General features: G+C 69.4%; 19 protein-coding genes. 10 read left to right on the top strand and 9 right to left on the bottom strand.

What is annotated here, in order from left to right; translation table 11 throughout:
- Positions 1 to 9 precede the first annotated feature (9 nt).
- From treZ to OID54_RS29625, 3 genes are all read right to left on the bottom strand, one after another.
- Entirely contained in the window at positions 10 to 1,755 is a 1,746-nt protein-coding gene (treZ, locus tag OID54_RS29615; RefSeq protein WP_329024449.1) for a malto-oligosyltrehalose trehalohydrolase, read from the bottom strand.
- Between the two features lie 189 nt (positions 1,756 to 1,944).
- Complete coding sequence (locus OID54_RS29620; protein ID WP_329024450.1) at positions 1,945 to 3,531, bottom strand: SDR family oxidoreductase; 1,587 nt, start codon at positions 3,529 to 3,531, stop codon at positions 1,945 to 1,947.
- A gap of 192 nt (positions 3,532 to 3,723) precedes the next feature.
- A complete protein-coding gene (locus OID54_RS29625) occupies positions 3,724 to 4,623 on the bottom strand; it encodes a GNAT family N-acetyltransferase (RefSeq protein ID WP_329024452.1) in 900 nt (299 codons plus the stop codon).
- Between the two features lie 297 nt (positions 4,624 to 4,920).
- Here OID54_RS29625 and OID54_RS29630 point away from each other — a divergent pair, with 297 nt between their 5' ends.
- Positions 4,921 to 5,475, top strand: a complete 555-nt coding sequence (locus OID54_RS29630; protein ID WP_329024453.1) for a DUF1707 and FHA domain-containing protein — start codon at positions 4,921 to 4,923, stop codon at positions 5,473 to 5,475.
- Between the two features lie 112 nt (positions 5,476 to 5,587).
- On the opposite strand, the gene treY is transcribed toward OID54_RS29630, so the two are convergent.
- The gene (gene treY, locus OID54_RS29635) at positions 5,588 to 7,921 is read right to left on the bottom strand and encodes a malto-oligosyltrehalose synthase (RefSeq protein WP_329024455.1); all 2,334 of its coding nucleotides are present in this window, start codon (positions 7,919 to 7,921) and stop codon (positions 5,588 to 5,590) included.
- A gap of 181 nt (positions 7,922 to 8,102) precedes the next feature.
- Positions 8,103 to 10,256, bottom strand: a complete 2,154-nt coding sequence (gene glgX, locus OID54_RS29640; protein ID WP_329024457.1) for a glycogen debranching protein GlgX — start codon at positions 10,254 to 10,256, stop codon at positions 8,103 to 8,105.
- Between the two features lie 343 nt (positions 10,257 to 10,599).
- On the opposite strand from glgX, the gene OID54_RS29645 reads away from it, so the two are divergent.
- The 3 genes from OID54_RS29645 (at position 10,600) to OID54_RS29655 (ending at position 13,406) form a co-directional block, all read left to right on the top strand.
- Complete coding sequence (locus tag OID54_RS29645) at positions 10,600 to 11,835, top strand: SAV2148 family HEPN domain-containing protein (protein WP_329024459.1); 1,236 nt, start codon at positions 10,600 to 10,602, stop codon at positions 11,833 to 11,835.
- Between the two features lie 269 nt (positions 11,836 to 12,104).
- On the top strand, positions 12,105 to 12,827 hold the full coding sequence (locus OID54_RS29650; RefSeq protein ID WP_329024461.1) for a 3'-5' exonuclease: 723 nt from the start codon (positions 12,105 to 12,107) through the stop codon (positions 12,825 to 12,827).
- A 207-nt stretch (positions 12,828 to 13,034) separates the two neighbouring features.
- Positions 13,035 to 13,406: a limonene-1,2-epoxide hydrolase family protein gene (locus OID54_RS29655; RefSeq protein WP_329024463.1), complete on the top strand. Its 372-nt coding sequence runs from the start codon at positions 13,035 to 13,037 to the stop codon at positions 13,404 to 13,406.
- Between the two features lie 37 nt (positions 13,407 to 13,443).
- Here OID54_RS29655 and OID54_RS29660 read toward each other — a convergent pair whose 3' ends face one another.
- Positions 13,444 to 14,295 carry a phosphotransferase enzyme family protein gene (locus OID54_RS29660; RefSeq protein WP_329024465.1) on the bottom strand — a complete coding sequence of 284 codons (852 nt, stop codon included), beginning with the start codon at positions 14,293 to 14,295 and terminating at the stop codon, positions 13,444 to 13,446.
- A gap of 201 nt (positions 14,296 to 14,496) precedes the next feature.
- On the opposite strand from OID54_RS29660, the gene OID54_RS29665 reads away from it, so the two are divergent.
- From OID54_RS29665 to mgt, 4 genes are read left to right on the top strand one after another with little or no spacing between them, the layout of a single operon-like run.
- Complete coding sequence (locus OID54_RS29665; RefSeq protein WP_329024467.1) at positions 14,497 to 15,402, top strand: carbohydrate ABC transporter permease; 906 nt, start codon at positions 14,497 to 14,499, stop codon at positions 15,400 to 15,402.
- Positions 15,399 to 16,235 (top strand): carbohydrate ABC transporter permease, encoded by an 837-nt coding sequence (locus OID54_RS29670; RefSeq protein ID WP_329024469.1) that lies wholly within the window; start codon positions 15,399 to 15,401, stop codon positions 16,233 to 16,235. Before OID54_RS29665 ends, OID54_RS29670 begins: the two co-directional genes overlap by 4 nt.
- Positions 16,235 to 17,551 (top strand): ABC transporter substrate-binding protein, encoded by a 1,317-nt coding sequence (locus tag OID54_RS29675; protein ID WP_329024471.1) that lies wholly within the window; start codon positions 16,235 to 16,237, stop codon positions 17,549 to 17,551. Before OID54_RS29670 ends, OID54_RS29675 begins: the two co-directional genes overlap by 1 nt.
- Before the next feature lie 52 nt (positions 17,552 to 17,603).
- Complete coding sequence (mgt, locus tag OID54_RS29680; protein WP_329024473.1) at positions 17,604 to 18,809, top strand: macrolide-inactivating glycosyltransferase; 1,206 nt, start codon at positions 17,604 to 17,606, stop codon at positions 18,807 to 18,809.
- A 92-nt stretch (positions 18,810 to 18,901) separates the two neighbouring features.
- Here mgt and OID54_RS29685 read toward each other — a convergent pair whose 3' ends face one another.
- Positions 18,902 to 21,193, bottom strand: coding sequence for an MMPL family transporter (locus OID54_RS29685; protein WP_329024474.1), 2,292 nt, complete (start codon positions 21,191 to 21,193; stop codon positions 18,902 to 18,904).
- A gap of 379 nt (positions 21,194 to 21,572) precedes the next feature.
- Between OID54_RS29685 and OID54_RS29690 the strand changes: the two genes are divergently transcribed.
- Both OID54_RS29690 and OID54_RS29695 read left to right on the top strand, forming a co-directional pair.
- On the top strand, positions 21,573 to 22,769 hold the full coding sequence (locus OID54_RS29690) for a S8 family peptidase (RefSeq protein WP_329024475.1): 1,197 nt from the start codon (positions 21,573 to 21,575) through the stop codon (positions 22,767 to 22,769).
- Between the two features lie 81 nt (positions 22,770 to 22,850).
- Positions 22,851 to 23,402: a DUF1697 domain-containing protein gene (locus OID54_RS29695; protein WP_329024476.1), complete on the top strand. Its 552-nt coding sequence runs from the start codon at positions 22,851 to 22,853 to the stop codon at positions 23,400 to 23,402.
- On the opposite strand, the gene OID54_RS29700 is transcribed toward OID54_RS29695, so the two are convergent.
- Both OID54_RS29700 and OID54_RS29705 read right to left on the bottom strand, forming a co-directional pair.
- Entirely contained in the window at positions 23,396 to 23,593 is a 198-nt protein-coding gene (locus OID54_RS29700; protein WP_329024477.1) for a DUF4236 domain-containing protein, read from the bottom strand. The genes OID54_RS29695 and OID54_RS29700 overlap by 7 nt on opposite strands.
- A 168-nt stretch (positions 23,594 to 23,761) precedes the next feature.
- Positions 23,762 to 24,517 (bottom strand): sirohydrochlorin chelatase, encoded by a 756-nt coding sequence (locus tag OID54_RS29705; protein WP_329024479.1) that lies wholly within the window; start codon positions 24,515 to 24,517, stop codon positions 23,762 to 23,764.
- Between the last annotated feature and the right edge of the window lie 4 nt (positions 24,518 to 24,521).

Here is a 24,521-nt window from a genome sequence, read left to right on the forward strand (position 1 = left end):
GGGCGTTCATCAGAAGTCCGCCAGGACCGCGCAGGAGTGTCCGGGCAGTTCCAGCAGTCCGTCCGGACCCGGCGCCGACACCTCGTCCCAGGCCGCGAGGACGCGTCCGCCGCGACCGAGCGGAATCGCCGCGCGCTCAGGGGACAGATTGACGGCGATCCTCAGATCGCCCCGGCGCACCGCCAACCACCGCGCCTGTTCGTCGTACGCCACCTTCACCGCCGCGAGGTCGGGGTCGGCCAGGTCGGACTGGGCGCGGCGCAGGGCGATGAGCTCGCGGTACCAGGCCAACAGTCGGGCGTGCGGTTCCCGGTCGCGTTCGGAGCGGTCCAGCCGTGAGCGGTCCCATGTGGCCGGGTCCTGAGGGTCGGGGACCTCTGACTCCGCCCATCCGTGCGCGGCGAACTCCCGCCGTCTGCCGTCCCGTACGGCCGCGGCGAGTTCGGGATCGGTGTGATCGGTGAAGAACTGCCAGGGGGTGCCCGCGCCCCACTCCTCGCCCATGAACAGCATCGGAGTGTAGGGACCGGTCAGTACCAGCACGGCGGCGCAGGCCAGCAACCCGGGGGAGAGGGAGGCGGAAAGCCGGTCGCCGAGTGCGCGGTTGCCGATCTGGTCGTGGGTCTGTGCGTAGCCGACGAAGCGGTGGGCGGGGGTGCGGGTCACATCGACCGGCCGGCCGTGCGCGCGCCCGCGGAAGGTCGAATAGGTACCGTCGTGGAAGAAGCCGTGGGTGAGCGTCTTGGCGAGTGCCGCGAGGGGTGCGGTGGCGAAGTCCGCGTAGTAGCCCTGGGCCTCACCCGTCAACGCGGTGTGCACGGCGTGGTGGACGTCGTCGTTCCACTGGGTGTGCAGTCCGATGCCACCGGCCTCGCGAGGGGTGGTGGTCCGTGGGTCGCAGCGGTCCGATTCGGCGATCAGCGACAGCGGACGCCCCAACTCCCGGGAGAGCGCGTCGACGTCGGTGGACAACTCCTCCAGGAAGGTCAGGGCCCGGTCGTCGACGAGCGCGTGGACCGCGTCCAGCCGCAGACCGTCGAGCCGGTAGTCGCGCAGCCAGGCCAGTGCGCTGCCCGACAGATAGGCGCGGACTTCGTCCGAGCCCGGCGCATCCAGGTTCACCGCGGCTCCCCACGGCGTCGTGCGCGCGGGGTTGAAGTACGGTCCGAAGGACGGCAGATGATTGCCGGAGGGGCCCAGATGGTTGTGGACGACGTCCAACACCACGCCGAGGCCGTGCTCATGGGCCGTGTCGACGAACCGCTTCAGCGCCGCGGGGCCGCCGTAGGGTTCGTGCACCGCCCAGGGGGCCACACCGTCGTAACCCCAGCCGCGCACTCCGGGGAAGGGACACAGCGGCATCAACTCCACATGGGTGATGCCGAGGTCGGCGAGTTCGTCCAAGCGGGCGGCTGCCGCGTCCAAGGTGCCCTCGGGCGTGTAGGTGCCGATGTGCAGTTCGTAGAGCACCGCGTGGCGCAGGTCCAGCCCCGCCCAGCCGTGGCGCCAGACATGGGTGTCGGGCAGGACCACGGCGCTGGGTCCGTCCGGCCCGTCGGGTTGTCGGCGTGAGCGGGGGTCGGGCAGGACCACTCCGTCGTCCAGGGCGAAGCCGTAGCGTGCTCCCTCGCCCGCATCGGCTTCGACGCTCCACCACCCGTCCCGGTCCGGCGTCCGGGCCATCGCCTTCTCGGTGCCGTCCAGCCACAGCGTCACCCGTGCCGTGGCCCGTGGTGCCCATACGTCGAACTGCACTGGTGGTCCCCTCGTCGTCGGTACCCGGCCCGCCACGATCACCGGAAGGGGTCAGACCGTGCGGCGTCTGCTTCCGGTGGAACCATCCTGGCAACCAACGGTGTCCGAAGCGGGGCGCCCGCGCCGATGATGCGCCGAACGACAGCGACCCGTCGGAGCGCGGGCCGCGGACGGTCCCCCGGTCGGCCGTCAGTCCTTCCCTCGGCCGGACCCCTTTGCCACGGCCGCCCGGGCGATGTTGCGGGCCATCCCGCCGAAGACGACGGAGTGGAACGGCGACACGCTCCACCAGTAGGCGTGGCCCAGCAGCCCGCGAGGATGGAAGACGGCCCGCTGTCGGTACCTCGTACGGCCCCGGTCGTCCTGATCGGCGCGCATCTCCAGCCAGGCGAGACCCGGCAGCCGCATCTCCGCCCGCAGCCGCAGTAGTCGTCCTGGTTCGATCTCCTCGACCCGCCAGAAGTCCAGTGAGTCGCCCACCCGCAGTCGCTGTGCGTCGCGGCGTCCCCGACGTAGGCCCACCCCGCCGACGAATCGATCCAGCCATCCGCGGACCGCCCATGCGAGCGGGAAGGAGTACCAGCCGTTGTCCCCGCCGATGCCCTCGATCACCCGCCACAGGTCCTGTGGTGAGGCGTCGACCAGCAGTTGCCGCCGGTCGGTGTAGAGGCTTCCGCCGGCCCAGTCGGGGTCCGTCGGCAGGGGGTCGCTGGGCGCTCCGGGGAGGGACGCGGAGGACCAGCGCGTGGTCACATTGGCGTCCTGGACCCGCTGGAGCGCGAGCGTCAGCGCCTTCTGGAAGCCGAACGGCCGCCCGGGTGCATCCGGGACGTACTGTGCGATGTCGTGTTCCCGGCAGATCACCTCGTGCCGCAGGGACTCCGTGAGCGGACGGGCGATGGAGTGCGGTACGGGGGTGACCAGGCCGACCCAGTGGCTCGACAGCCGGGGGGTGAGCACCGGGACCGGAACGATGAGCCGTCGGGGCAGCTTCGCGATGGCCGCGTACCCCCGCATCATGTCGAGGTAGGTGATGACGTCCGGTCCGCCGATGTCGAAGGTGCGGTTGACGTCCGCGGGCATCCGGGCCGAGCCGACCAGGTAGCGCAGTACGTCCCTGACGCCGATCGGTTGGATCCGCGTCCGTACCCAACTGGGGGTGACCATCACCGGGAGGCGCTCGGTCAGATAGCGCAGCATCTCGAAGGAGGCCGAGCCCGATCCGATGATCACCGCGGCCCGGAGCACCGCGGTCGGCACCGGTGAGTCCAGCAGGATCCGGCCCACCTCCGCCCGGGAGCGCAGATGGGGCGAGAGGGTGTGCACGGGAACCCCCTGCGGGGTGAGCCCGCCCAGATAGACGATGCGGCGTACTCCCGCCGCGTGGGCCTGTTCGGCGAAGATCCGGGCGGCCTCCCGGTCGGTGCGTTCGAAGTCCGATCCGGTGCCCAGGGCGTGGACCAGGTAGTACGCCACGTCGATGCCCTCCATCGCACGCGCCATGGAGTCCGCGTCGAGCACATCGCCGCGGACCGTCTCCACGTCCTTCGCCCAGGGGTGGTCGCGCAGCTTCTCGGGGGAGCGGGCGACCGTACGCACCGAATGGCCCGCATCCAGCAGTTCCGGCACCAGTCGGCCCCCGATGTACCCGGTGGCTCCGGTCACCAGAGTGCGCAGGGCCGGGCCCGGTTCCGCCGTGGAGCCTTCGGCTCCTCGCCGGGGGTCCGAGCCGTCCGTGTGCGGCGGGTGGGGGTCCTGCGGTCCGTCCGTCGTCATAGCGGTCTCCCTCCGTCCCCATCCTCGGGGATCGCTGCGCTGCCCGCGCTTCGGGCGGCCGGCCCCTGTCGACGGCCGGCTGCCCGGACCCGGCCACCACCATGCACGATTCGTTGGGCCGTCCCGGGCGACGGCCCTGGAAGGTGCCGCCGTGGTGGCCGGTACGACCGGGCACCACGGCGGCAGGAGGGGTCAGGGCTTCGACGGGCCGGTGACCAGATGGATGCGCTCCCGGACCACCGGGTGTCCGGCCCTGGCGAAGTTCGCCGCCATCGGGAAGTTCCCCTGATCGGTGGCCCCCGCGATGAACTCGGCTCCCTGGGCGACCAGCACCTGGGTGCACTCGACCAGCAGGTCGTAGGCGTAGCCGTGGCCGCGTTGCTCAGGGACGACACCGATGAAGCCGATACAGGGGCCGGACGGGTTGTGGGCGGGGATGTGCAGGCCCACGAGTTCGCCGCCGGGGGTGTACGCCAACTGCCACCAGTTGCGCGGTGAGGGACACCAGTGGAAGAAGTCCAACTCCTCCTGGGCCGCTTGGTCGAGCCCTCCTTCCTCGATCGCGCGCAGGGCGTGTGCGTCGAGCGTCGACGAGTGGACCCGGCGCAGCACGTCCAGGATCACCGCGTCATCGGGCTCGGGCCGGAACACCAGCCGTCCGGGTCGTTCCGGCAGCCCGCAGTCGGGCGTCCAGCGGTACTGGTAGCGCTCCACGAAGGGGTGCAGGCCCGCTGCCCGCGCGACCCTGAGCCGGGTCTCACCGGCCGTGAGGAGCACCGGGTCGTCCCGCCAGCCGGCGGGCAGACTGAGCAGGTACTCGACCGCGTACGGGGAGGTGCGCAGCAGCTCTGCGCCCGCCTCCTCCTCGCCCTCGGCGACATCGAGCCAGTTCAGACTGAGGGGAGCGGTGTCCTCGGGACCGCCCCACCAGGCGGCCCGTGCGACGACCTCACCGTCGCGCAGGGCGACCCGCTGCCACTCGGGGCGGAAGGTCACATGGGACATCGCCTCGCCCACGCGGAGCGGGTCGGGCAGGGAGTCGAAGAGATGTGCGTCGCGCTCGCCGAGCGCGCGGATGACCAGATCGGTCATGGAGAAGCCTCCGGGAAGAGATGCGTGAGCGCTCCCGGTCAGACTGCGAACGCCGGGCGGACGGGGCGGGAGCGCGGGAACTGTGAGATGTGCACGGCACTCGCCTCCTCTCCGTCGGACCTGGGCGTTGATGATCACGCTAGCCCTTCGGTGCGTGTGCCGTCCACTCATTTCCGGTGGGGGCCTAGTGAGTGCCGCCTGGCCGTCCAGGAGGTCCCCACCGGTGCCAACCGGCCATGGAGTGCCACTGTTGCTTTTTTCTGGACACCTTCCGCCCGGCCGCGGACAATTGAGGATGTGACGTCGCCCCCCGAGTTCCCCACGTACTCCGCTCCCGTACGGCTTTCGGACGCCGAGCGGGATCGGGTCGTCGGTGTGCTCAGGGAGGGCGCTGCCCAGGGCAAGCTGTCGCACGACACGTTCCTGCGCCGGATGGAACTGGCCCTGGTGGCCCACCGTCCCGAGGATCTGAAGGCCCTGACCGCGGACCTCGGAGCCGAGGGGAGGCTCTCGCACCGCGTTGTCGGCGCCGTCAGCGGAGTGTCCGCGTTCTTCGTCCGGTTGCGCAGGGCCTGGCACACGGAGAAGTTGCCACCGCTGTTGTTCCCGGAGCCGGGCCCCTATCCCCTGCGCATCGGTCGCGACCCGGGCAACGGTCTGCGGTTGAGCCATGAGAGCGTCTCGCGGTCGCACGCGGAACTGATCCTGAACAACAGCGTCTGGCTGCTGCGCGATCTAGGTTCCACCAACGGGACCACGGTCAACGGTCGGCGGGTCACGGGCGCGGTGCCGGTGCGGGACGGTGACATGGTCGGGTTCGGCCATATGTGCTTCCGGTTGACCGCTCGCTGATCGGTTGTGACCACTGGCCGGGGCTTGATCGTGTACCGGGGGCGGGACGGCCGTGCGCCGCGCCGGACGGTCGGGATCGATGGGCAGAGACGTGGCACGGGTCGCCGGCACCTCAGCGCTCGGCCCGCACCAGGAGCGCGACGGGCCCCGGTCCGAAGAGGTCCGCCGCCCGTACCGGACCACCCGTCAGCTGCCGTCCCGCCGTCAGGAGATCGCTCCACACCCCCTCCGGCAGCAGTACCTCGGTGTCCTCCCAGCCGCCCGCCCGCTCCAGCCGCAGCGACAGCCGGGTGACGGCCACCACCACCTGTCCCGTACGGGAATAGGCGACGCAGTGGGCCGCGGCTGCTCCGCGCACCGCCAGTGGTGCGTAGGTCCCCGAGGCACCGAAGACCTCCGGGCGCTCCGCGCGCAGCCGCAGTGCCGCGCAGGTGAGCGCGGTCTTCTCGTCCGCGGCCTCTTCTGTGAACGGGTCCCGGTTGTCCGGATCAACCAGGGCGAGATAGGTGCGTTCGGTGCCCTGGTAGAGGTCGGGCACCCCCGGCACGGTCAGTTGGAGCAGGGTCGCCGCCAGCACCTGGGCCCGTACATGGGGAGTCAGCGCCCGCGCGAAGAGGGCCACCGAGTGCAGTGGATGTCCGGCCGGGCCGGCGGCCACGAAATCGGCGAGGGCCTGCTCATAGGCGGGGTTCGGCTCGGTCCAACCGGTCTGGAGGGCGGCCTCCCGAGCGCCTTTGAGCAGGGCGGACCGCAGTCGCTCCCCGTAGGGGAAGCCGAATCCGATCGCAGTCTGCCAGGTGACCCACGCCAGCTGCGGGTCGGGCGCCCTACCCCCCTCCTGGTGGGCGGTCTCCGCGGTGATCTGGCGCAAGAACTCCTCCCACCGTTCCGGGCACTGGGACAGCACCGCGATCCGCGCTCGGACGTCGGCGCTCCGCTTGGTGTCATGGGTGGTCAGCACCACACCGCCGGTGGGCCAGTCACGGGCCAGCCGCGCACAGTGCGCATGGAACTCGTCCGGCCCGACCGCCGGCCGTCCCGGATCGCCACCGACCTCGTTGGCCGAGACCAACGGCGTGTACCGGTAGAACGCGGTGTCCTCGACGGCCTTGGCCCGCACCGCGGAACAGGTCTGGGCGAACCGCACCCGGAAGGCGACCCGGTCAGGGCTTTCACCGAGTCGTCCGAGGGCGAGATCCCGCACGGTGTCCACGGCCTTGGCCTCCTCGGCCACCGAGAAGGTCGCCCGGGCGCTCGCCGCCGCCTTCAACGGCAGCGCCACCTCGTCCCCGCTGCCGTACGGGCGGTAGACCGGTACCCGCACCAGCAGCTCGCGCACCGCCGCGCGCAGCGCCCACGGCGCATGGTCCCGAAGGGCCATGTCCTCGGCGCACGCCCGCTCGGCCAATCGGGTCAGCGCCGCTGTCTCGGCCGCCAGTTCCCGGGTGACGACCCGGTGGGCAGCGCGGCGGACCGTCGCATCCCAGTACCCGCCGCGATCACCGGCCGGGTTGGCGTACCGCCGGAATTGGCCGGCGAGCGCGTCCGCGCCCACCGGGTCGGTGAGGAGCCCGTCGATGTGCCGCAACGTGTCGTACCCGGTCGTTCCCGCCACCGGCCAGGTCGCAGGCAGCTGCTCGGCGCCGGTGAGGATCTTCTCGACCACGGTCCAGCAGGCGCCACCGGTGGCCGTGTCGAGCCGATGGAGATAGCCCTCCGGGTCGGCGAGCCCGTCCGGGTGGTCGATCCGCAGTCCGCTCACGACACCGTCGCGGACCAGTTCGACGACCTTCGCATGGGTGGCGTCGAACACCTCGGGGTCCTCCACCCGCACCCCGATCAGCTCGGAGACGGTGAAGAACCTTCGGTACGTCAGTTCCGTGCGGGCCAGGCGCCACCAGCCGAGCCGGTAGAACTGGGCGTCCAGCAGCGCGGGCAGCGGCAGTCCTTCGGTGCCGGCCCGCAGCGGGAACCGGTGGTCGCCGTAGTGCAGCTCGGCGCCGTCGACGCTCAGCGCCCCGAGTTCGTCCCCGATCGGCCCACCGAGCACCGGCAGCAGCACCCGGTCGCCGCCCGCGGCCCAGTCGATGTCGAACCAGCGTGCGTACGGCGACGACGGCCCCTCGCGCAGGACCTCCCACAGCGCGGGGTTGTACCGCGGCACCGCGGCCATGTGGTTCGGCACCAGGTCGAGCACGAGCCCGAGGCCGTGCTCGCGGGCCGTGGCCGCGAGTGCCCGCAGACCCTCCTCACCGCCCAGCTCCGCCCGCACCCGGGTCGGATCGGTGACGTCGTACCCGTGCGTCGATCCCGGCACCGCCTCCCACACCGGTGACAGATGCAGATGGGAGATGCCGAGGGAGGCGAGGTAGGGCACGGCCGCCGCGGCGGCGGCGAACGGAAAGGAGGGCTGGAGCTGGAGGCGGTAGGTGGCATTGGGCGTCATGGTGGCGTACGTACCCGCCCGCGCGGGTTCTGTGTCACGACGGGCAGCGGCGGACGGGTGGCGGACGGGTGGTGGACGGCACCGGGGTCGGCGGACGGGTGGGACGGTTCCGGGCCCGATGGACCGTCCCGGGGCGGCAGCACACCCGCGAACCGATGCCCCTACCGCGGTGGAACGACCCCTACGCGGGCCGGCGCAGCACCACCAGACTGCGCCCCGCCAAGGTCACCCGCTCGCCTGCGGCCACCTTCTCTCCTTCTGCCAGTTCATCCAGTTCCTCCAGCGAAACGGCCCGGGCGCGTGCGGTGTCCACGATGATCCGCCAGAGCGGGCCGTGGCTGACCGGCACCCCGAAGTCCACCTCCCCGGGGCCGGCGTTGAACATCAACAGGAAGGAGTCATCGCGGATGCGCTCCCCCCGGGGACCGGGTTCGGAGACGGAGTTCCCGTTCAGGAACACCGACAGGGCCCGGGTGTGCCGGGACTGCCAGTCCCGCTGGGTCATCTGCTCTCCTGCCGGATTGAACCAGGCGATGTCGGTGAGCTCGTCCTGGCTGTCGTCGACCGGACCGCCGCGGAAGAACCGTCTGCGCCGGAAGACGGGGTGCTCGCGCCGTAGCCACACCATCGCCCGGGTGAACGAGAGCAGGGACTCCCCGCCGTCGTCCCCCTCCATCTCCCCGGGCGTGGGCCAGCGCACCCAGGAGACCTCGTTGTCCTGGCAGTACGCATTGTTGTTGCCGCCTTGGGTGCGGCCGAACTCATCGCCGTGGCTGAGCATGGGCACCCCCTGCGACAGCATCAACGTGGCGATGAAGTTGCGCATCTGACGCATCCGCAGCTCCCGCACCCGTGGATCGTCGGTCTCCCCCTCGACACCGCAGTTCCAGGAGCGGTTGTGGCTCTCGCCGTCCCGGTTCGACTCGCCGTTCGACTCGTTGTGCTTCTCGTCGTACGAGACCAGGTCGCGCAGGGTGAAGCCGTCGTGGCAGGTGGCGAAGTTGACGGAGGCGAGCGGGCGTCGACCGTCGTTCTGGTAGAGGTCGGACGATCCGGTCAGCCGGGAGGCGAACTCCGCGAGCGTGCGCGGTTCCCCCCGCCACAGATCGCGCACGCAGTCGCGGTACTTGCCGTTCCACTCGGTCCACAGCGGGGGGAAGTTCCCGACCTGATAGCCGCCCTCGCCCAGGTCCCACGGCTCGGCGATCAACTTCACCTGGCTGACGACGGGATCCTGCTGGACGAGGTCGAAGAACGACGAGAGCCGGTCCACCTCGTGGAACTGCCGCGCCAAGGTGGCGGCCAGATCGAAGCGGAAACCGTCCACGTGCATCTCGGTCACCCAGTACCGAAGCGAGTCCATGATCAGCTGGAGTACATGGGGGCTGCGCATCAGCAGTGAGTTCCCGGTGCCGGTCGTATCGGTGTACAGCCGGCGGTCCTCCTCGGCGAGACGGTAGTAGGAGGCGTTGTCCAGACCGCGGAAGGAGAGGGTCGGGCCGAGCTCATTGCCCTCCGCGGTGTGGTTGTAGACCACGTCGAGGATGACTTCGATGCCCGCCCGGTGCAGTGCCCGTACCGCTTCCTTGAACTCGGTGACCTGTTCGCCCCGGTCACCACGGGAGGCATACGCATTGTGGGGGGCGAAGAACCCGATCGTGTTGTAGCCCCAGTAGTTGTTCAGACCCGCGTCGACGAGCCGATGGTCGTGGATGAACTGGTGCACCGGCATCAGTTCGAGCGTCGTCACGCCCAGTTCCGTCAGATGCGAGATCACCGCGGGGTGGGCCAGTCCCGCGTAGGTGCCGCGCACCTCCGGCGGCAGCTCCGGGTGCAGCATGGTCAGGCCCTTGACGTGCGCCTCGTACATCACGGTGCGGTGGTAGTCGATGCGCGGGGGCCGGTCGTCCCCCCAGTCGAAGGAGGGGTCGACCACGACGGAGGCCATCGTGTGCGGGGCGGAGTCCAGCTCGTTGGGGGAGTCCGGTCGATCGAAGCGATAGCCGTACACCGACTCGCCCCAGTCGATGCTTCCGCTCATGGCACGGGCATACGGGTCCAGCAACAACTTGGCCGAGTTGCATCGATGCCCCCGATCCGGCGCATACGGACCGTGCACCCGGAAGCCGTACCGCTGCCCCGGCATCACCCCCGGTAGATAGGCGTGTCGCACGAAGGCGTCGGCCTCGCGCAGCTCCACCCTGCTCTCCGAACCGTCGTCGTGCAGCAGACAGAGCTCGATGCGCCTCGCGGCCTCCGAGTACACCGCGAAGTTGGTGCCCGCGCCGTCGTGGGTGGCGCCGAGGGGATACGCCTGTCCTGGCCAGACCTGCATGCGTAGAGCCCTTCCGCGTCTGTTTCGGCGATCGTCGATTCAGACCGGGCGCACCAGGGGGCGCTTGGTCCGAATTCTCCCGGAAAGTATCGCTGGATCCTCCCGTGGGAACGGTGGGCGACGCGGTTGCGCCCGCTGTCAACCTGGCGAAGGTGGGCGTCCCCCGGAGGAGGAGCAGGGTCGTACCCCTATGAATCACCTCACTACGGTTGATCTCGCCAGCAAGAACGCACCTGAGACAGAAGGGAGTTGGGAAATGAGCGCGCCGATCGGGCTGCACCCCGTCCCCTCGGGCGAGTAGTCTTCCTTGATCGTTGGGTGGGGGACGGAAGGCGGTGCGCGGGTGAGCTCTGGAGGGCTGGAGCTACCCCCCGGTGACACGGGTCACGAGGGGGGCGCCCCCGAGATCCCGCCCGGTGCGGTCTCGCTCGCCCGGCCCCTGGAGATCGGGGCCGAGCTGGAGTGGGACGCCGAAGCCTGGAGCGAAGTGCGGACCCGCGCCCAGCGGGCGGGGCGGGCCTACATCTGGCTGAATCTGGTGGAACAGCGGCTGCGTGCCGTCGTGGCCGGCGTGCTGCGCCCCATCTACGAGCCGGTGCACGGCAGCGAGGACTGGGTGGTGGCCGCGGCAGGTCCCGCCGGACAGGAATGGGTGCAGCGGGCCGTCGCGGTGCGCGAGGTCTCCCGCCGAAAGGGCTATCTGCTCGACCCAGCCGACGACAACGTCCTCTCCTTTCTGACCCTGCCCCAGCTACGGGAACTGATGCTCCAACACTGGCCGTGCTTCGAGCCGTACTTCGACGAGCGGCGCGATGTGGAATTGGCGCTGGACGAGCTGGAAGTCACGCGCAACGTCGTATCCCGCAACCGTGCCCTCAACGAAGCCGTCCTGGCCCAGGCCGAACGGGCGTCCGCCCGGCTGCTGGACATGCTCGGGAGCGGGATCGGCACCCGCTCGTCGGACCGGCTGCCCGTGGACGCGGTCGAGGACCTCGTTGGAGACCGCTACGCCGATGTGGTCTCCGTGCACCCGGACCGGGTGCGGCTCCAGCGGCAACTGCCGGCCGAGGACCTGTTCGGAGGCGCACGGCGGGTGGACGCCGTCGGGATCGGCCTCAACCTCCTCGTGCAGAACTTCTCCGGCCGCCGACTGGTCCGGCTCGCCGAGTCGGGCTGCCGGGTACGACTGCTCTTCCTCAACCCGGCCAGCAGCTCGGTCAAGCGGCGCGAACGAGAGCTGGGCATCAGGAAGGGCGAGCTGAGCCGCACGGTGGAGATGAACATCCTCCATATGCGGCGGGTGCGCTCCCGGCTGCGCGACCCCGGTGCGTTCGAGATCCAGGTTTTCGACGAGACCCCCCGCTTCACCGCCTATCTGGTGGACGGGGACGGGCCCGACGGAGTGGCCGTGGTGCAGACGTATCTGCGCAAGGCGCGCGGCATGGAGGCGCCCGTCCTGGTGCTGCGCGGCGGGGCCCGCAGCGTGGTGCGACCGGGGGCCGAGGGAGAGCACGGGTTGTTCCAGACCTACCGCGAGGAGTTCGAGTCCATCTGGGCCGACTCGCGGCCGGTCTCCTGAAACGCCCGGACGGCACCCTGACAAACGCCCGGACGACGTCCGGACAAATGCCCGGACCGTACGCACCCTCGGGAGGCGTCCGAGGCCCCACGCCTGGCGCCATCGACCGGGAACGGCAGCGCCCCTCGCGGGACCCGTTCCCGCCGTCGCCCACCCTTCGAGACCCCACCTCGTGCCATCGGCCCGGAACTCGGAGTCGTTGTCAGTGGCCCGTGCGAAGGTGGGAACCCACTGGGGGAGAGCACCACAGCACACAGGAGGGGGCCACGATGGCTTGGCATGCAAAACCGCTGGTCGGCTTCGACCTGGAGACGACGGGGACCGATCCGCTGCAAGCGAGGATCGTGACCGCGGCCGTCGTCCAGGTGGGAGAGCGCGATCCGCTGGAGCTGCGCTTCTGGCTTGCGGACCCGGGGGTCCGCATCCCCGAGCAGGCATCGGCGATCCATGGGATCAGCAGCGAACGGGCAGCGGCGGAAGGCCGCCCTGCGCGCGAAGTGGCGGACGAGATAGCGAGCGCGCTGTGCGCGCACTGGGAGCGCGATGTCCCGGTCGTCGCCTACAACGCCGCCTTCGATCTCACCCTGCTCTCGGCCGAGTTGCAGCGGCACGGACTGCCCTCCCTGAGCGAGCGTCTTCAGGGTCGGTCCATCGGCCCGGTGATAGACCCGTACACGATCGATCGTGCCGTGGACCGGTACCGCAAGGGCAAGCGGACTCTTGAGGCCGTCTCCGCCGAGTACGGCACACCGCTTGACGACGCCCACGACGCGATATCGGACGCCGTCGCCGCCGTACGGGTGGCCAGGGCGCTGGCGAAGCGTCACGCCCAGGTGGCGGCGCTCGATCCTGCGGAGCTCCATCAGCGTCAGATCGGCTGGTACGCGCAGTGGGCGCAGGACTTCGAGGCGTTCTTGCGCAGCAAGGGCACGGCTGATGCCTCCGTCGACGGCGCATGGCCGTTGCGGGACCTTGCGCCGGCGATCACATGACGGCTCGTTGAGCGACCTCGTAACGCTCTGGCCCGGGTGTGGGTCGCCCGCTGCCGAGTCGCCGGGGAATCCCTGCCCAGGGCGGAGTTGAGGTGTTCGTCCCGTCCTCGCCCCGCTGGTGGGGCGGGGTGGTGTCCCACCGCCGTGGCCGGGTCGGTGCCCACCCGCGAGTAGCGTGGTGAGCCCAGTTGCATCGAGAGGGTGGCCATGAGTAGTGGAGAACAGGTGGTCGAGGCGTTCTTCGCGGCCTTGACCCGGATGGACGCGGACGAGCTCGCGGGATGCTTCGCACCGGACGGCGTGTACCACAGCATCCCGTTGGAACCGGTCGTCGGGCGGGAGGCGATCCGCGACCACTTCGCCGCATTCCTGGGCCGCTTCAGCTCGCTGGGCGTCACCGTGCACCGCCAGGTCGCGGGACCGTCGGGGGAGCTCGTGTTCAACGAGCGCGTCGACTCGGTCCGGCTGCGTACGGGAAGGTCCGTCGACATCCCCGTGGTGGGGGTCTTCGAGATGCACGACGGTCAGATCACCGCATGGCGGGACTACTTCGACCTTGGCGCAGTCCAGGGCGACTGATCCCACCATGCCTTACCGGCGCCCGCCCCCGCTCTCATCAGAACGGGTACCAGCGGACCTCCGGCTCATCCTGGCGCAGCGAGCGAACCCTCCGTCGGAACTCCTCCAGCGCCTTGGAGTTGGTCGGTGCGTGCTGAGCCACCCAGGCACAGCTCGCCGTCTCGCGAGCGCCGCGGAGCACCCCGCACCCGGACCACTCCCGCACGTCCCATCCGTACGCCTCGACGAACGACTCGTACGAGCGGGCCGGCAGGCCGTAGCGATCCTTGGACAGCGCCATCACCACCAGATCGTGCTCGCGCAGATCCGACGAGAATGTCTCCAGGTCCATCAGCACCGGCCCGGCGGGGCCCACGTGCACATTCCGCGGTAGCGCGTCCCCGTGGATGGGGCCACGGGGCAGATGGGGCGTGAGCTTTGCCGAAGCCTCGGCGAAGCCGTCCCTGCGCTCCCGCAGGAACGCCGCGTCCTCGGGATCGATCGCATCTCCGGCCAGTCGCAGCCAGCGCTCCACTCCGCCGAGCAGTTCCCGTGGTGGTAGCGCGAACCCCGGTGCCGGCGAGGCGTGCACCCGGCGCAGCAACAGTGCCAGATCCGCGGGCTCGGCCGGCCGCACCGCCTCCGGGAGCCGGTGCCACATGGTCACCGGGTGACCGTCGATCAGGCGTGCCCCGGGCCACGCCGGGCGTACGGCGGGCACTCTGGCCTCCGCGAGCCACGCGCCGACGGCAGCCTCCCGTTCGGCCCGCCCGAGCAGTTCGTCCGACCGGCCGACCTTGATGACGACGTCGCCCGAGGCGAAGACCGCATTCTCACCCAGTGCCAGCAGGGTTGCGTCAGCGGCCACGCCCGCCGCGGCCAGCACCTCCCGTGCTCGTGCCTCATCCATCGCCGTGCCTCTTCCGCTTGCTTTTGCTGACCACTGGTCCCACCGGCCACACCGGTTCTAACCCGCCAAAGTCTCGCATCCACCGCCCGACCTCCTTGACGAAGCCCGGGCCCGTCAGCACGATGACGTAAGCCGTCGTTCGACCATAGATCAGGATCAACCTCCATAAAGAAGGTCAAAAGAGCCTAAGGAGTTGAATCTGTGACATCGGCGAGCGCGGAACGGCGAGCCGGGAAGCGAACGGACCGAGGGGCCTGGTTTCTGGTCCTCCCCGCACTGATCCCGATCCTCGTGCTCAGCGTGGGACCGCTGCTCTACGGAATCGCGCTCGCCTTCACCGACTCGCAGGCCGGCCGCACCGCCCCGACCCAGTGGATCGGCACCCTCAACTTCCGTGACCTCCTCAAGGACACCCTCTTCTGGGACTCCTTCGGCATCGGGCTCATCTGGGCCGTCGGGGTGACCGTCCCCCAGTTCCTGCTCGGTCTCGGTCTCGCCCTGCTGCTCAACGAGAAGCTGCGACTGCGTTGGCTGGCCCGGGCACTGGCCATCGTGCCGTGGGCGATGCCCGAGGTGGTCGTCGGCATCATGTGGCGGCTCGTCTACAACCCTGACGCGGGAATCCTGAACGAGACGATCCGCGACCTCGGACTCGGTGACGGCCGCGACTGGCTGACCGGATTGGGCACCGCGCTCCCCGCGGTGATCATCGTCGGCATCTGGGCCGGAATGCCGCAGACCACGGTCACCCTCCTGGCGGGTCTCCAGAACACCCCCCATGAACTCCACGAGGCAGCGGCCCTGGACGGCGCCGGAGCCTGGCGGCGGTTCTGGACCGTCACCTGGCCCGCCGTCAAACCCATCGCCCTGGCCATCAGCGCACTCAACTTCATCTGGAACTTCAATGCGTTCGCGCTGGTCTACGTGCTCACCAACGGCGGCCCCGGTGGGCGCACCCGCCTACCGATGCTCTTCGCCTACGAAGAGGCTTTCCGCTATGGACAGTTCGGCTATGCCGCCGCCATGGGATGCGTGATGGTCGCGGTGATCTCGGTACTGCTCGCCGTCTATCTGGTGAACCGGATCAGGGGAGGGGAAGCCCGATGAACAAGACCAGCTCCCTGGCCAGGGCAGGTCAGTACCTCGCGCTGCTGGGCTATCTCGTCTTCCTGGTGTTCCCCTTCCTCTGGCTGATCTCCACCGCCTTCAAGCCGGCACGTGAACTGGGCTCGCTCCACCCCACCTGGATTCCCCAGAACCCCACCCTGGACAATTTCCGTCAGGCATTCGACGAACAGCCACTGCTCCAGGCGGCGGCGAACAGTCTGATCGCCGCGTGTTGCGCGGCGGTGATCTCCATCTCCATCGCCACCCCGATGGCCTATGTGATGGCGCGCCACCGCAGCAGGCTCTCCACGGCTGCCACCGGATGGGTGGTGATCAGCCAAGCCTTTCCCTTCGTCCTGGTGATCATCCCGCTCTTCCTCGTCCTGAAGAACCTTCGGTTGATCAACACCCTGTCCGGACTGGTGCTGGTGTACGTCGTCTGGTCGCTGCCGTTCGCGCTCTGGATGCTCGCGGGATACGTCCGCGCGGTTCCGATCGAACTGGAGGAAGCCGCGGCCGTCGACGGCGCAGGTCGACTCCGTACGCTCGTCTCGGTCACCGGGCCCCTGCTGGCGCCCGGCATCGCCGCCACGGCGCTCTTCGCCTTCATCACCGCATGGAATGAGTTCTTCTTCGCGCTCGTCCTGCTGAAGACACCGGAGAAACAGACCTTGCCGGTCGTGCTGACGCATTTCCTGGGGGCCGAGGGGGTCGCCGATCTGGGTCCCCTCGCCGCCGCTGCCTTCCTGGCGACCCTTCCCTCGCTGGTGATCTTCGCGTTGATCCAGCGACGCATCACCGGGGGCATGCTGGCGGGGGCGGTGAAGTCCTGATGCGTACCCGTCCGGTTCTGATGGGCCTCCGTCCGGTGGCACTCCTCGCCATCTGCGCCCTCCTGCTCACCGGCTGCGCCGCGGGCCAGGAGCGGACACCAGGACAGATTCGACTGCGTTTCCAGTCGCTCGCCTGGCAGAAGGAGTCAGTCGATGCCAACGAACAACTGGTGCAGGAGTGGAATGCGCGTCACCCCGACATCCAGGTCGACTATGTCCAGGGCAGTTGGGACAGCGTCCACGACCAGTTGCTGACCTCGTTCGAAGGGGGCGAAGCGCCCGACATCATCCATGACGCGTCCGACGATCTCGCGGACTTCGCCTACGGCGGTTATCTCGCCGATCTCCGTGAGTTGCTGCCGCAGCGGTTGCGGTCGGACATTCCGGAGCGGAGTTGGGAGACGGTGACCTTCGGGCGGGGGGTGTACGGCGTCCCCTTCCTCCAGGAGCCCCGGGTACTGATTGCCCATCAGAAGGTCCTGAGTGCTGCGGGCGTCCGCATGCCGACGGTGGAACGGCCCTGGAGTTGGAACGAGTTCCGCCAGGTGAGCAAGCAGATCACCGCTTCGATGGGCAAGGGGAAGTACGCGGTGGCCTGGCCGTTGAAGGAACCCGTGTCCGTCACCCTCAATCTGGGGCTCTCCGCGGGCGGCCGGCTGTTCCACCGAAGGGGCGAGGACTCCAACAAGGTGGAGGTCGACTTCACGGCGGCGGACGGTGTGGTGCCCAGGACGATCCACGACCAGGTGAACGAGGACCGGACCGCCTCCCGTACCGCCTTGGGCATGGGAGGTTCGGACGCGCTCCCGGGTCTCTTCGGTGGCAAGTACGCCATGGTGCCGCTCGGCTTCTCCTACCGGCAGCAGATCGTTCAGCAGGCGCCCCCCGGATTCTCCTGGACGGTACTGCCGATGCCGGTCGGTGTGGCGGGTGCGGTGCAGGGGGTCAGCCCGCAGACCCTGTCCATCGCACAGGACAGTCCGCACAAGCGGGAGGCGATGCAGTTCATCGATCATCTGCTCCAGCCGGCCAACATGGTCCGCCTCGCCCGGGGGGACTGGATGCTGCCGACCGGACTGTCCGCGCTGGCCGACCCTTCGTTGCGGGTGCGGCGATACGGCTGGGCCGTGGGAGCGGAACTGGCGCGCGGGCTGCGATCGGCCCCCGCCCAGTCGGTGCGCGGCTATCCGGAGTGGAAGGACAAGGTGGCGACCCCTGCGTACCAGGAGTACTACAGCGGCGCCATCGACCTGGACGAACTGCGGGAACGTCTGGTCGAGGACGGGAATCTGGTGCTGGCCCGCTATCAGCGCTGAGCGGCGGAGCCATCGTTTGCACGAAACGTATCGTCTCGTTTAGTCTGGAGTCATGAACGCGCCACGACCTGCCCACATCGCCATGTTCTCCATCGCCGCACCGGGCCATGTGCACCCCAGCATCGAGGTCATCCGAGAGCTGGTGGCACGCGGACACCGGGTCAGCTACGCGATCCCGGCCTCGTTCGCGGATCGCGTGGCCGAGACGGGTGCCACGCCCGTCGTCTACGACTCGATCCTGCCGACCGAGGACGACCCCGAGGCATGGGGCACCGAACTGATCGACAACATCGAGCCCTTCCTGGCCGATGCGATCCAGGTGCTGCCCCAACTGGCGAAGGCGTTCGAAGGCGATGAACCGGATCTCGTCCTCCATGACATCACCGCCTATCCAGCCCCCGTGCTGGCCCGCCGATGGAACGTGCCCGCCGTCGCCCTCTGGCCCAACCTCGTACCCTGGGAGGGGTACCACGAGGAGGTCTCGGCGCCGCTGGTCGAAGGGCTGATGGCGTCGGAGCGCGGACGCGCGTACTACGCACGCTTCCGGGCCTGGCTCGACGAACACGGACTGCACGACACGGACCCCGACCACCTGGTGGGCCGGCCCCGCCGGGGCATCGTCCTCATCCCCGCAGCGCTCCAGCCGCACGCCGACCGGGTGGACCCGGCCGTGTTCACCTTCGTCGGCGCCTGTCAGGGGGAGCGCAGCGAACAGGGGGAGTGGCACCGCCCCGAGGATGCGGAGCGTGTGCTCCTGGTGTCCCTCGGCTCGTCCTACACCAAGCACCCCGCGTTCTACCGGGAGTGCGTGCGGGCCTTCGGCGAACTGCCCGGCTGGCACACCGTCCTCCAGATCGGCCGCCATGTCGACCGGGACGAGTTGGGCGAGATCCCGGCAAGCGTCGAGGTGCATGCGTGGGTGCCGCAACTCGCCGTGCTACGGCAGGCTGATGCCTTCATCACCCATGCAGGGGCCGGCGGCAGCCAGGAGGGTCTGGCCACCGCGACCCCCATGGTGGCCGTCCCGCAGGCGGTGGACCAGTTCGGCAACGCGGACATGCTGGTGAGTCTCCAGGTGGCCCGCCGACTCGACTCCGCCACAGCCACGGCCGAGCAGTTGCGAGAGGCCGTGCTCGACCTCGTGGGCGATCCGGACGTCGCCCGCCGCCTCGCGGAGATCCGTGTCGCCATGGCCCAGGAGGGCGGAACCCACCGGGCGGTCGCCCTGATCGAATCGGAGCTCCATCGCGCCGATTGACCGGCCGCACCGTCAGCGGTGCGGTCCGCGGACACCGAGGGGCGGAGTCCCCCCAAGGACCCCGGCCCCTCGACCTGCCCCCCCGCAGGACTTCAGACCGCCACGGGCGTACGACTCTCGTCGTCGTGACCCATCACCGCGGCAGGGGTCTGCGGTCCGCTCTCGTCGTGCGTCATGTCGGGCAGCCACTCCAGCCACTTCGGGAAGTACCAGTTGCGCTCCCCGAGCAGCGCCATCGCGGCGGGCAGCAGCACGCCCCGGATCACCGTCGCGTCGATCAGCACCGCCGCTGCCAGACCCACGCCCATCTGCTTCATCGACTGCATCGACAGCGTTCCGAAGATCGCGAACACGGCCACCATGATCACCGCAGCGCTGGTGACCACGCCTGCCGTGGTCACCACGCCGTGGGTGATCGCGTCCCGAGTCGTCCGACCCTGCATCCGGGCCTCGCGAATGCGTGACACCACGAAGACGTGGTAGTCCATCGAGAGCCCGAACAGGATGACGAAGAGGAACAGCGGCAACCAGGCGACGATCGCTCCCACGCCCTCCGCACCGACCAGGGAAGCACCCCAACCGTGCTGGAAGACTGCGGTCAGGATGCCGTAGGCGGCCCCGACCGAGAGCAGGTTCAGCACGATCGACGTCACCGCGATCGTCAGCGAGCGGAACGACAGCAGCATCAGGACGAACGCGAAGACCACCACGAAGACGAAGACCGGGGTGACCGCTCCGGTGATCTGGTCGTTGAAGTCCTTCGAACCGGCGACCTGCCCGGTGATGGGCGCCTCGACCCCGTCGACCTTGCCGAGGGTGGCGGGCCTGACCTCGTTGCGCAGGAGGTCCAGACTCTTCGCCGCCTTGTCCTGGTCGGCGCCGCCGGTCAGCGGTACGTACACGAACGCCAGGTTCTCGGCATCATGCGTCACCACCTCGACCGGACCGCCCGAAGCGCCCGATGTGACCGCCCGCTCACGGAACTCGGCGATCGCCCGCTTCACCGGCGCCGCATTGATGTCGTCCGCCTTCACCACGACCTCGGCGGGCTCCGCCCCGCCCGGGAACGCCTCGTTGATGCGCTCGTACGTCGCCACGATCGGCAGCGAGTCGCCGAACTCCTGGTTCAGCTTCAGTTCCTGGGTCTTCATCCCGAGTGCGGGCAGGGCCACCGCGACCAGCGCGCCCGTCGCCACCAGCAGGGAGATCACCGGGCGCTTGAGCACCCGGCCGAGCACCGCGCTCCAAAAGCGGCTCTTGCCGTTCGCGCCGCCCTTCAGCTTTCCGATGAAGGGCACCCGGCCCTTCTCCACCCGGTCGCCGAGCAAGGACAGAAGCGCGGGGAGAACCGTCACCGAGCCCACCATGGCCACGGCGACGACCATCAGCGACGCCAGACCCATGGACTCGAACTCGCCAATTCCGGTGAAGAGCATTCCCGCCATGGCGACACAAACCGTCACACCCGAGACCACGATGGCCCGACCGCTGGTAGCAGCAGCGATCTGCATGGCCGTTCGGGCGTCCCGCCCGGCGGCCCGCTCCTCCCGTTCGCGCCGCAGATAGAACAGGCAGTAGTCGACCCCCACTGCCAGTCCGACGAGCAGCATGACCGAGTTGGCCGTCTCGCTCATCGGCATGATGTGGCTGACGACCGCCACCAGACCCATCGTCGCCATGATCGCGGAGATGGCGAGTGCAACGGGCAGCAGCGCTGCGACCAGCGCCCCGAACGCGATCAGCAAGATCCCCAGCGCGACCGGTACGGCTGAAAGCTCCGCCTGCCGGAAGTCGTCCCCGAAGGCGTCGTCGAAGGTCTTGGTCATGCTGGCGCCCCCGATCTGCTCGATCCGCAGCTCGGAATGGTCGGCCTGCACCCCCTTCACGGCCTTCAGGACCGGTTCGATCCGCTCCGTCGAGGTATCGGGGTCCCCCCGCATATCGAACTGGACGAGCGCACTGCGACCGTCCTTGGAGATGCTCCGGCTCGTGTACGGGGAGGTCACCGCGGTCACCTCGCCGGTGGCCTCCACCGCCTTGATCACCGCGTCCACGGCTGCCCGGAACTCGGGGGCGGAGGTCTTCAGGGCGCCGTCCCTGGCCTGCACCAGCACGGACTCGCTGACCGGCTCCTCGATGCCGGCCCGCTCGGCTATCCGGGCGGCCTGCGTCGTCTCGCCCTTGAGCTGCTGACTGCCGTCGATGTCCTGTCGGCCCATGGCCGAGCCGGCCACCATGGAGACCAGGACGAACAGCACCCAGATGCCGACGGCCGCCCAGCGGTGCTGCGCGCTCCATCCCCCGGCCCGCGCGGCAAAGCCACGGGGTCGTGTTCTTGGGGTCTCGGCGTTCTTGGAGTTCTCCGTGTGCTGCGCGTTCTCCATGACAGCCTCAATCCCCCAGTGGGTGCAGTCCCGTTGTCTCGATCCACGACGTTACGGCCGCACCCGCTCCCACCTCGTCGTACTGTCCGACGAACCTGGAGGCGCTCTCTACTCCTCTGGGACGGGGGGGCATCCCCGACAAGAACGGTCCGAGCCCCTTACATCTATTTTCGGTCAGAAGCGGGACCCCTCCCGGGCAACTCCGCAACCGACTTGGGGGAGTTGGCCTGTTGTAGTTGTGAATTCTTGTTGCCAAAGTCACAGATGGTGGAACCGCTTGAACTGGGCGCGTCAATCGGCCAAGGTTTCGAGCCATCTCCCGGAGGATCTCGCGACCGGGAAATGGCCCCCCACACCTGCTGACGAGGAGATCCTCTCCATGGCAACTCACAGACGGAAAAGCAGGATCAAGTCAACGTCGGCCATGGCAGCCATCGCGGCCGTGTCCGGCGGTCTGTTCTTCGGAACGACGTTCGCCGGCGCCTCCACGGCGCCCGAGGGCGTCGTGCACGGCATCAACGCCGAGGGCGCGGTGGCCGGAAGTTATATCGTGCTGCTGGACGAGAAGGCGGACAAGCGCAGCCTCGCCCAGGAGTACGGCGGCAAGCTGAAGCGTGACTACAGCTCCGCCGTCAACGGCTTCTCCACCACCGGAATGACCGAGGACGAGGCCCGGAACCTCGCCCTGCACCCGGCCGTCGCCAAGGTGGTCCAGAACAAGCGGTTCAGCATTTCCGCGACGCAGACCAACCCGACCTGGGGCCTGGACCGAATCGACCAGGCCACGACCGCGGGCGACCGCCGCTACAGCTACCCCGACACCGCGGGTACGGGAGTGACGGCGTACGTCATCGACACCGGAGTACGGGTCAGCCACCGGGACTTCGGCGGCAGAGCCGTGCACGGGTTCGACGCGATCGACAACGACAACATCGCCACGGACGGCAACGGCCACGGCACGCACGTGGCGGGCACCATCGCGGGCGCCCGGTACGGAGTCGCCAAGCAGGCGAAGATCGTCGCCGTGCGCGTGCTCGACGACCGCGGGTCCGGCACCACCGAGCAGGTCATCGCGGGAATCGACTGGGTCACCAAGAACCGCAAGGGGCCCTCGGTCGCCAACATGAGCCTCGGCGGCAGCGCCGACCCGGCGCTCGATGCGGCCGTCCGCAGGGCGATCGCCTCCGGCATCGCCTTCGGAGTCGCGGCGGGCAACGAGTCGCAGAATGCCAGTGTCGGGTCTCCCGCACGCGTCCGGGAGGCCATCACCGTGGCGTCCTCGACCCGTACGGACACCCAGTCCAGCTTCTCCAACTTCGGTGGGATCGTCGATCTCTACGCCCCCGGTTCCGACATCCCCTCGACGTGGCACACCAGCGACAGTGCCACCAAGACGATCTCCGGAACCTCCATGGCCACCCCGCACGTCGTCGGCGCGGCAGCCATCTACCTGGCCAACCACCCCGGCGCCACCCCGGCGCAGATAGCCAAGGCCCTGACCGACGGCGCCACCCCCGGCAGGATCTCCAACGCCAGTCCGGGCACGATCAACAAGCTCCTCAAGATCGTCCCGTAACCGAGCGGAGCCCCTGCTCCACCAACGACGGTCGCCGCACCCTCCCCCACGGGGTGCGGCGACCGTCCTACCCTGAGCACCATGACGACCAGATACGCACTCCTGCTGCGCGGCATCAACGTCGGTGGCAGCAGGAAGGTCCCCATGGCTGCCCTCAGGGAGGTCCTGGCCGAGCTGGGCCACTCGGACGTGACCACCTACCTCCAGAGCGGCAACGCAGCCTTCAGCAGCTCATTGGGAGACGATGAGCAGGCCCTCGCCGCGGCCCTGGAGCGCGCCATCGAGAAGCACTTCGGATTCACGGTGGACTGCCTGGTGCGCGACCACGCCTACCTCGCGGCCGTACGGGACGACTGTCCCTTCCCCGCCGATGAGTTGGAGCCCAAGCAACTCCACGTCACCTACTTTTCCGAGCAGGTCGCGGCCGACCGTCTTGCCGCAGTCGACCGGGCGGCCTTCGCCCCCGAGGACTTCCAGCTCGGGGACCGCGCGCTCTATCTATACCTACCGGAGGGGATCGGCCGGTCCAAGCTCGCCGAGACCCTGGCCAAGCCCCGCCTGCTGCCGGGAGTCATCGCCACCACCCGCAACTGGAACACCGTCCGCAAACTGGTGGAACTCACCGTTCAGTGACGGTGGCGGCGCGAGTGGCGGCGCCAGGTGAAGCCGCCCGGCAACCGGACCGCCGCACCGCGCCTGCCGTGGCTGTCCCGGGTGAGATGGGCCCGGCGCCCGCCCAGGCTCAGTGACCAGCCATGGGTGCCGATGGTGAGGTGGAGCAGCTTCGGGATCAAGGTGATGCGCTTGTGGTAGTTAAACGACATGTCGGCCTCCTTCCCCCGATTCTGCACGGTGCACGCCCTTCGAACGTCACCAGGACGCCACGAAACGGTCACTGCCCCGCCGCCCGCCCCGCAGTCGCAGGGGGCACTCAGAAGCCGGGGCCCGTGGGCCCCGGCCTCGGCTTCCCCGCCCCCGGTCCGGGAAAGTACTTAGACGAACGCGGCCATCCGACCGCCCACCAGTGCCGGCAGGGCCTGTTCGTACCGCTCCACGAGCAGCCGCGCCAGCTCCGGTGCCGGACCGAGCACATCCGCCAGTACGTCCGCGGTGCGGGCGCCCTCGGCGATGCGGTCGGGCAGTCGGCCCGGCGCGATGACGTACGGCGCCACCGCCACCCGCTCGAATCCATCGGTGCGCAACGAGCGCACGACCTCGTCGGTACGGGGAAGGAGTGCGGAGGCGAACGCGGGCCGCACGGCGCACCAACCGGTACGCCGCAGCTCCCGCGCTATGTTTGCGATCACCGCGATCGCCTCCGGGTCTGTGGAACCCGCCGAGGCCAGAACCAGCCCCGTCGAGCGCTTGTCGGCCTCCCTCAGTCCCGCCTCCCGCAGTCTGCGCTCCAGTGCGGCGAGCAGTAGCGGGGACGGCCCGAGGACCTTGGCCTGATGGATCCGCAGCCTCGGCAGCCGGGCCGAAGCCTCCCGCAGTACGGCCGGGATGTCCGACTTGGCATGGAAGGCGCGGGTCAGCAACAAGGGGAGTGCGATGACGTCCTCGACGCCCTCCAGCGCCAGCCGTTCCAACACCCGCGGCACGCTCGGGGTGTTGAAGTCCAGGAAGGCGATCTCCACGGACAGCTCCGGCCGGCTCGACCGCACCCGACGCACGAGCGCCTCGACGGTCGAGGCATGGCGCGGATCGCGACTGCCGTGGGCGATGACGAGAAGGACGGGAGGACGCATCACA

This window comes from Streptomyces sp. NBC_00690 (genome assembly GCF_036226685.1).
GTDB lineage: Bacteria > Actinomycetota > Actinomycetes > Streptomycetales > Streptomycetaceae > Streptomyces.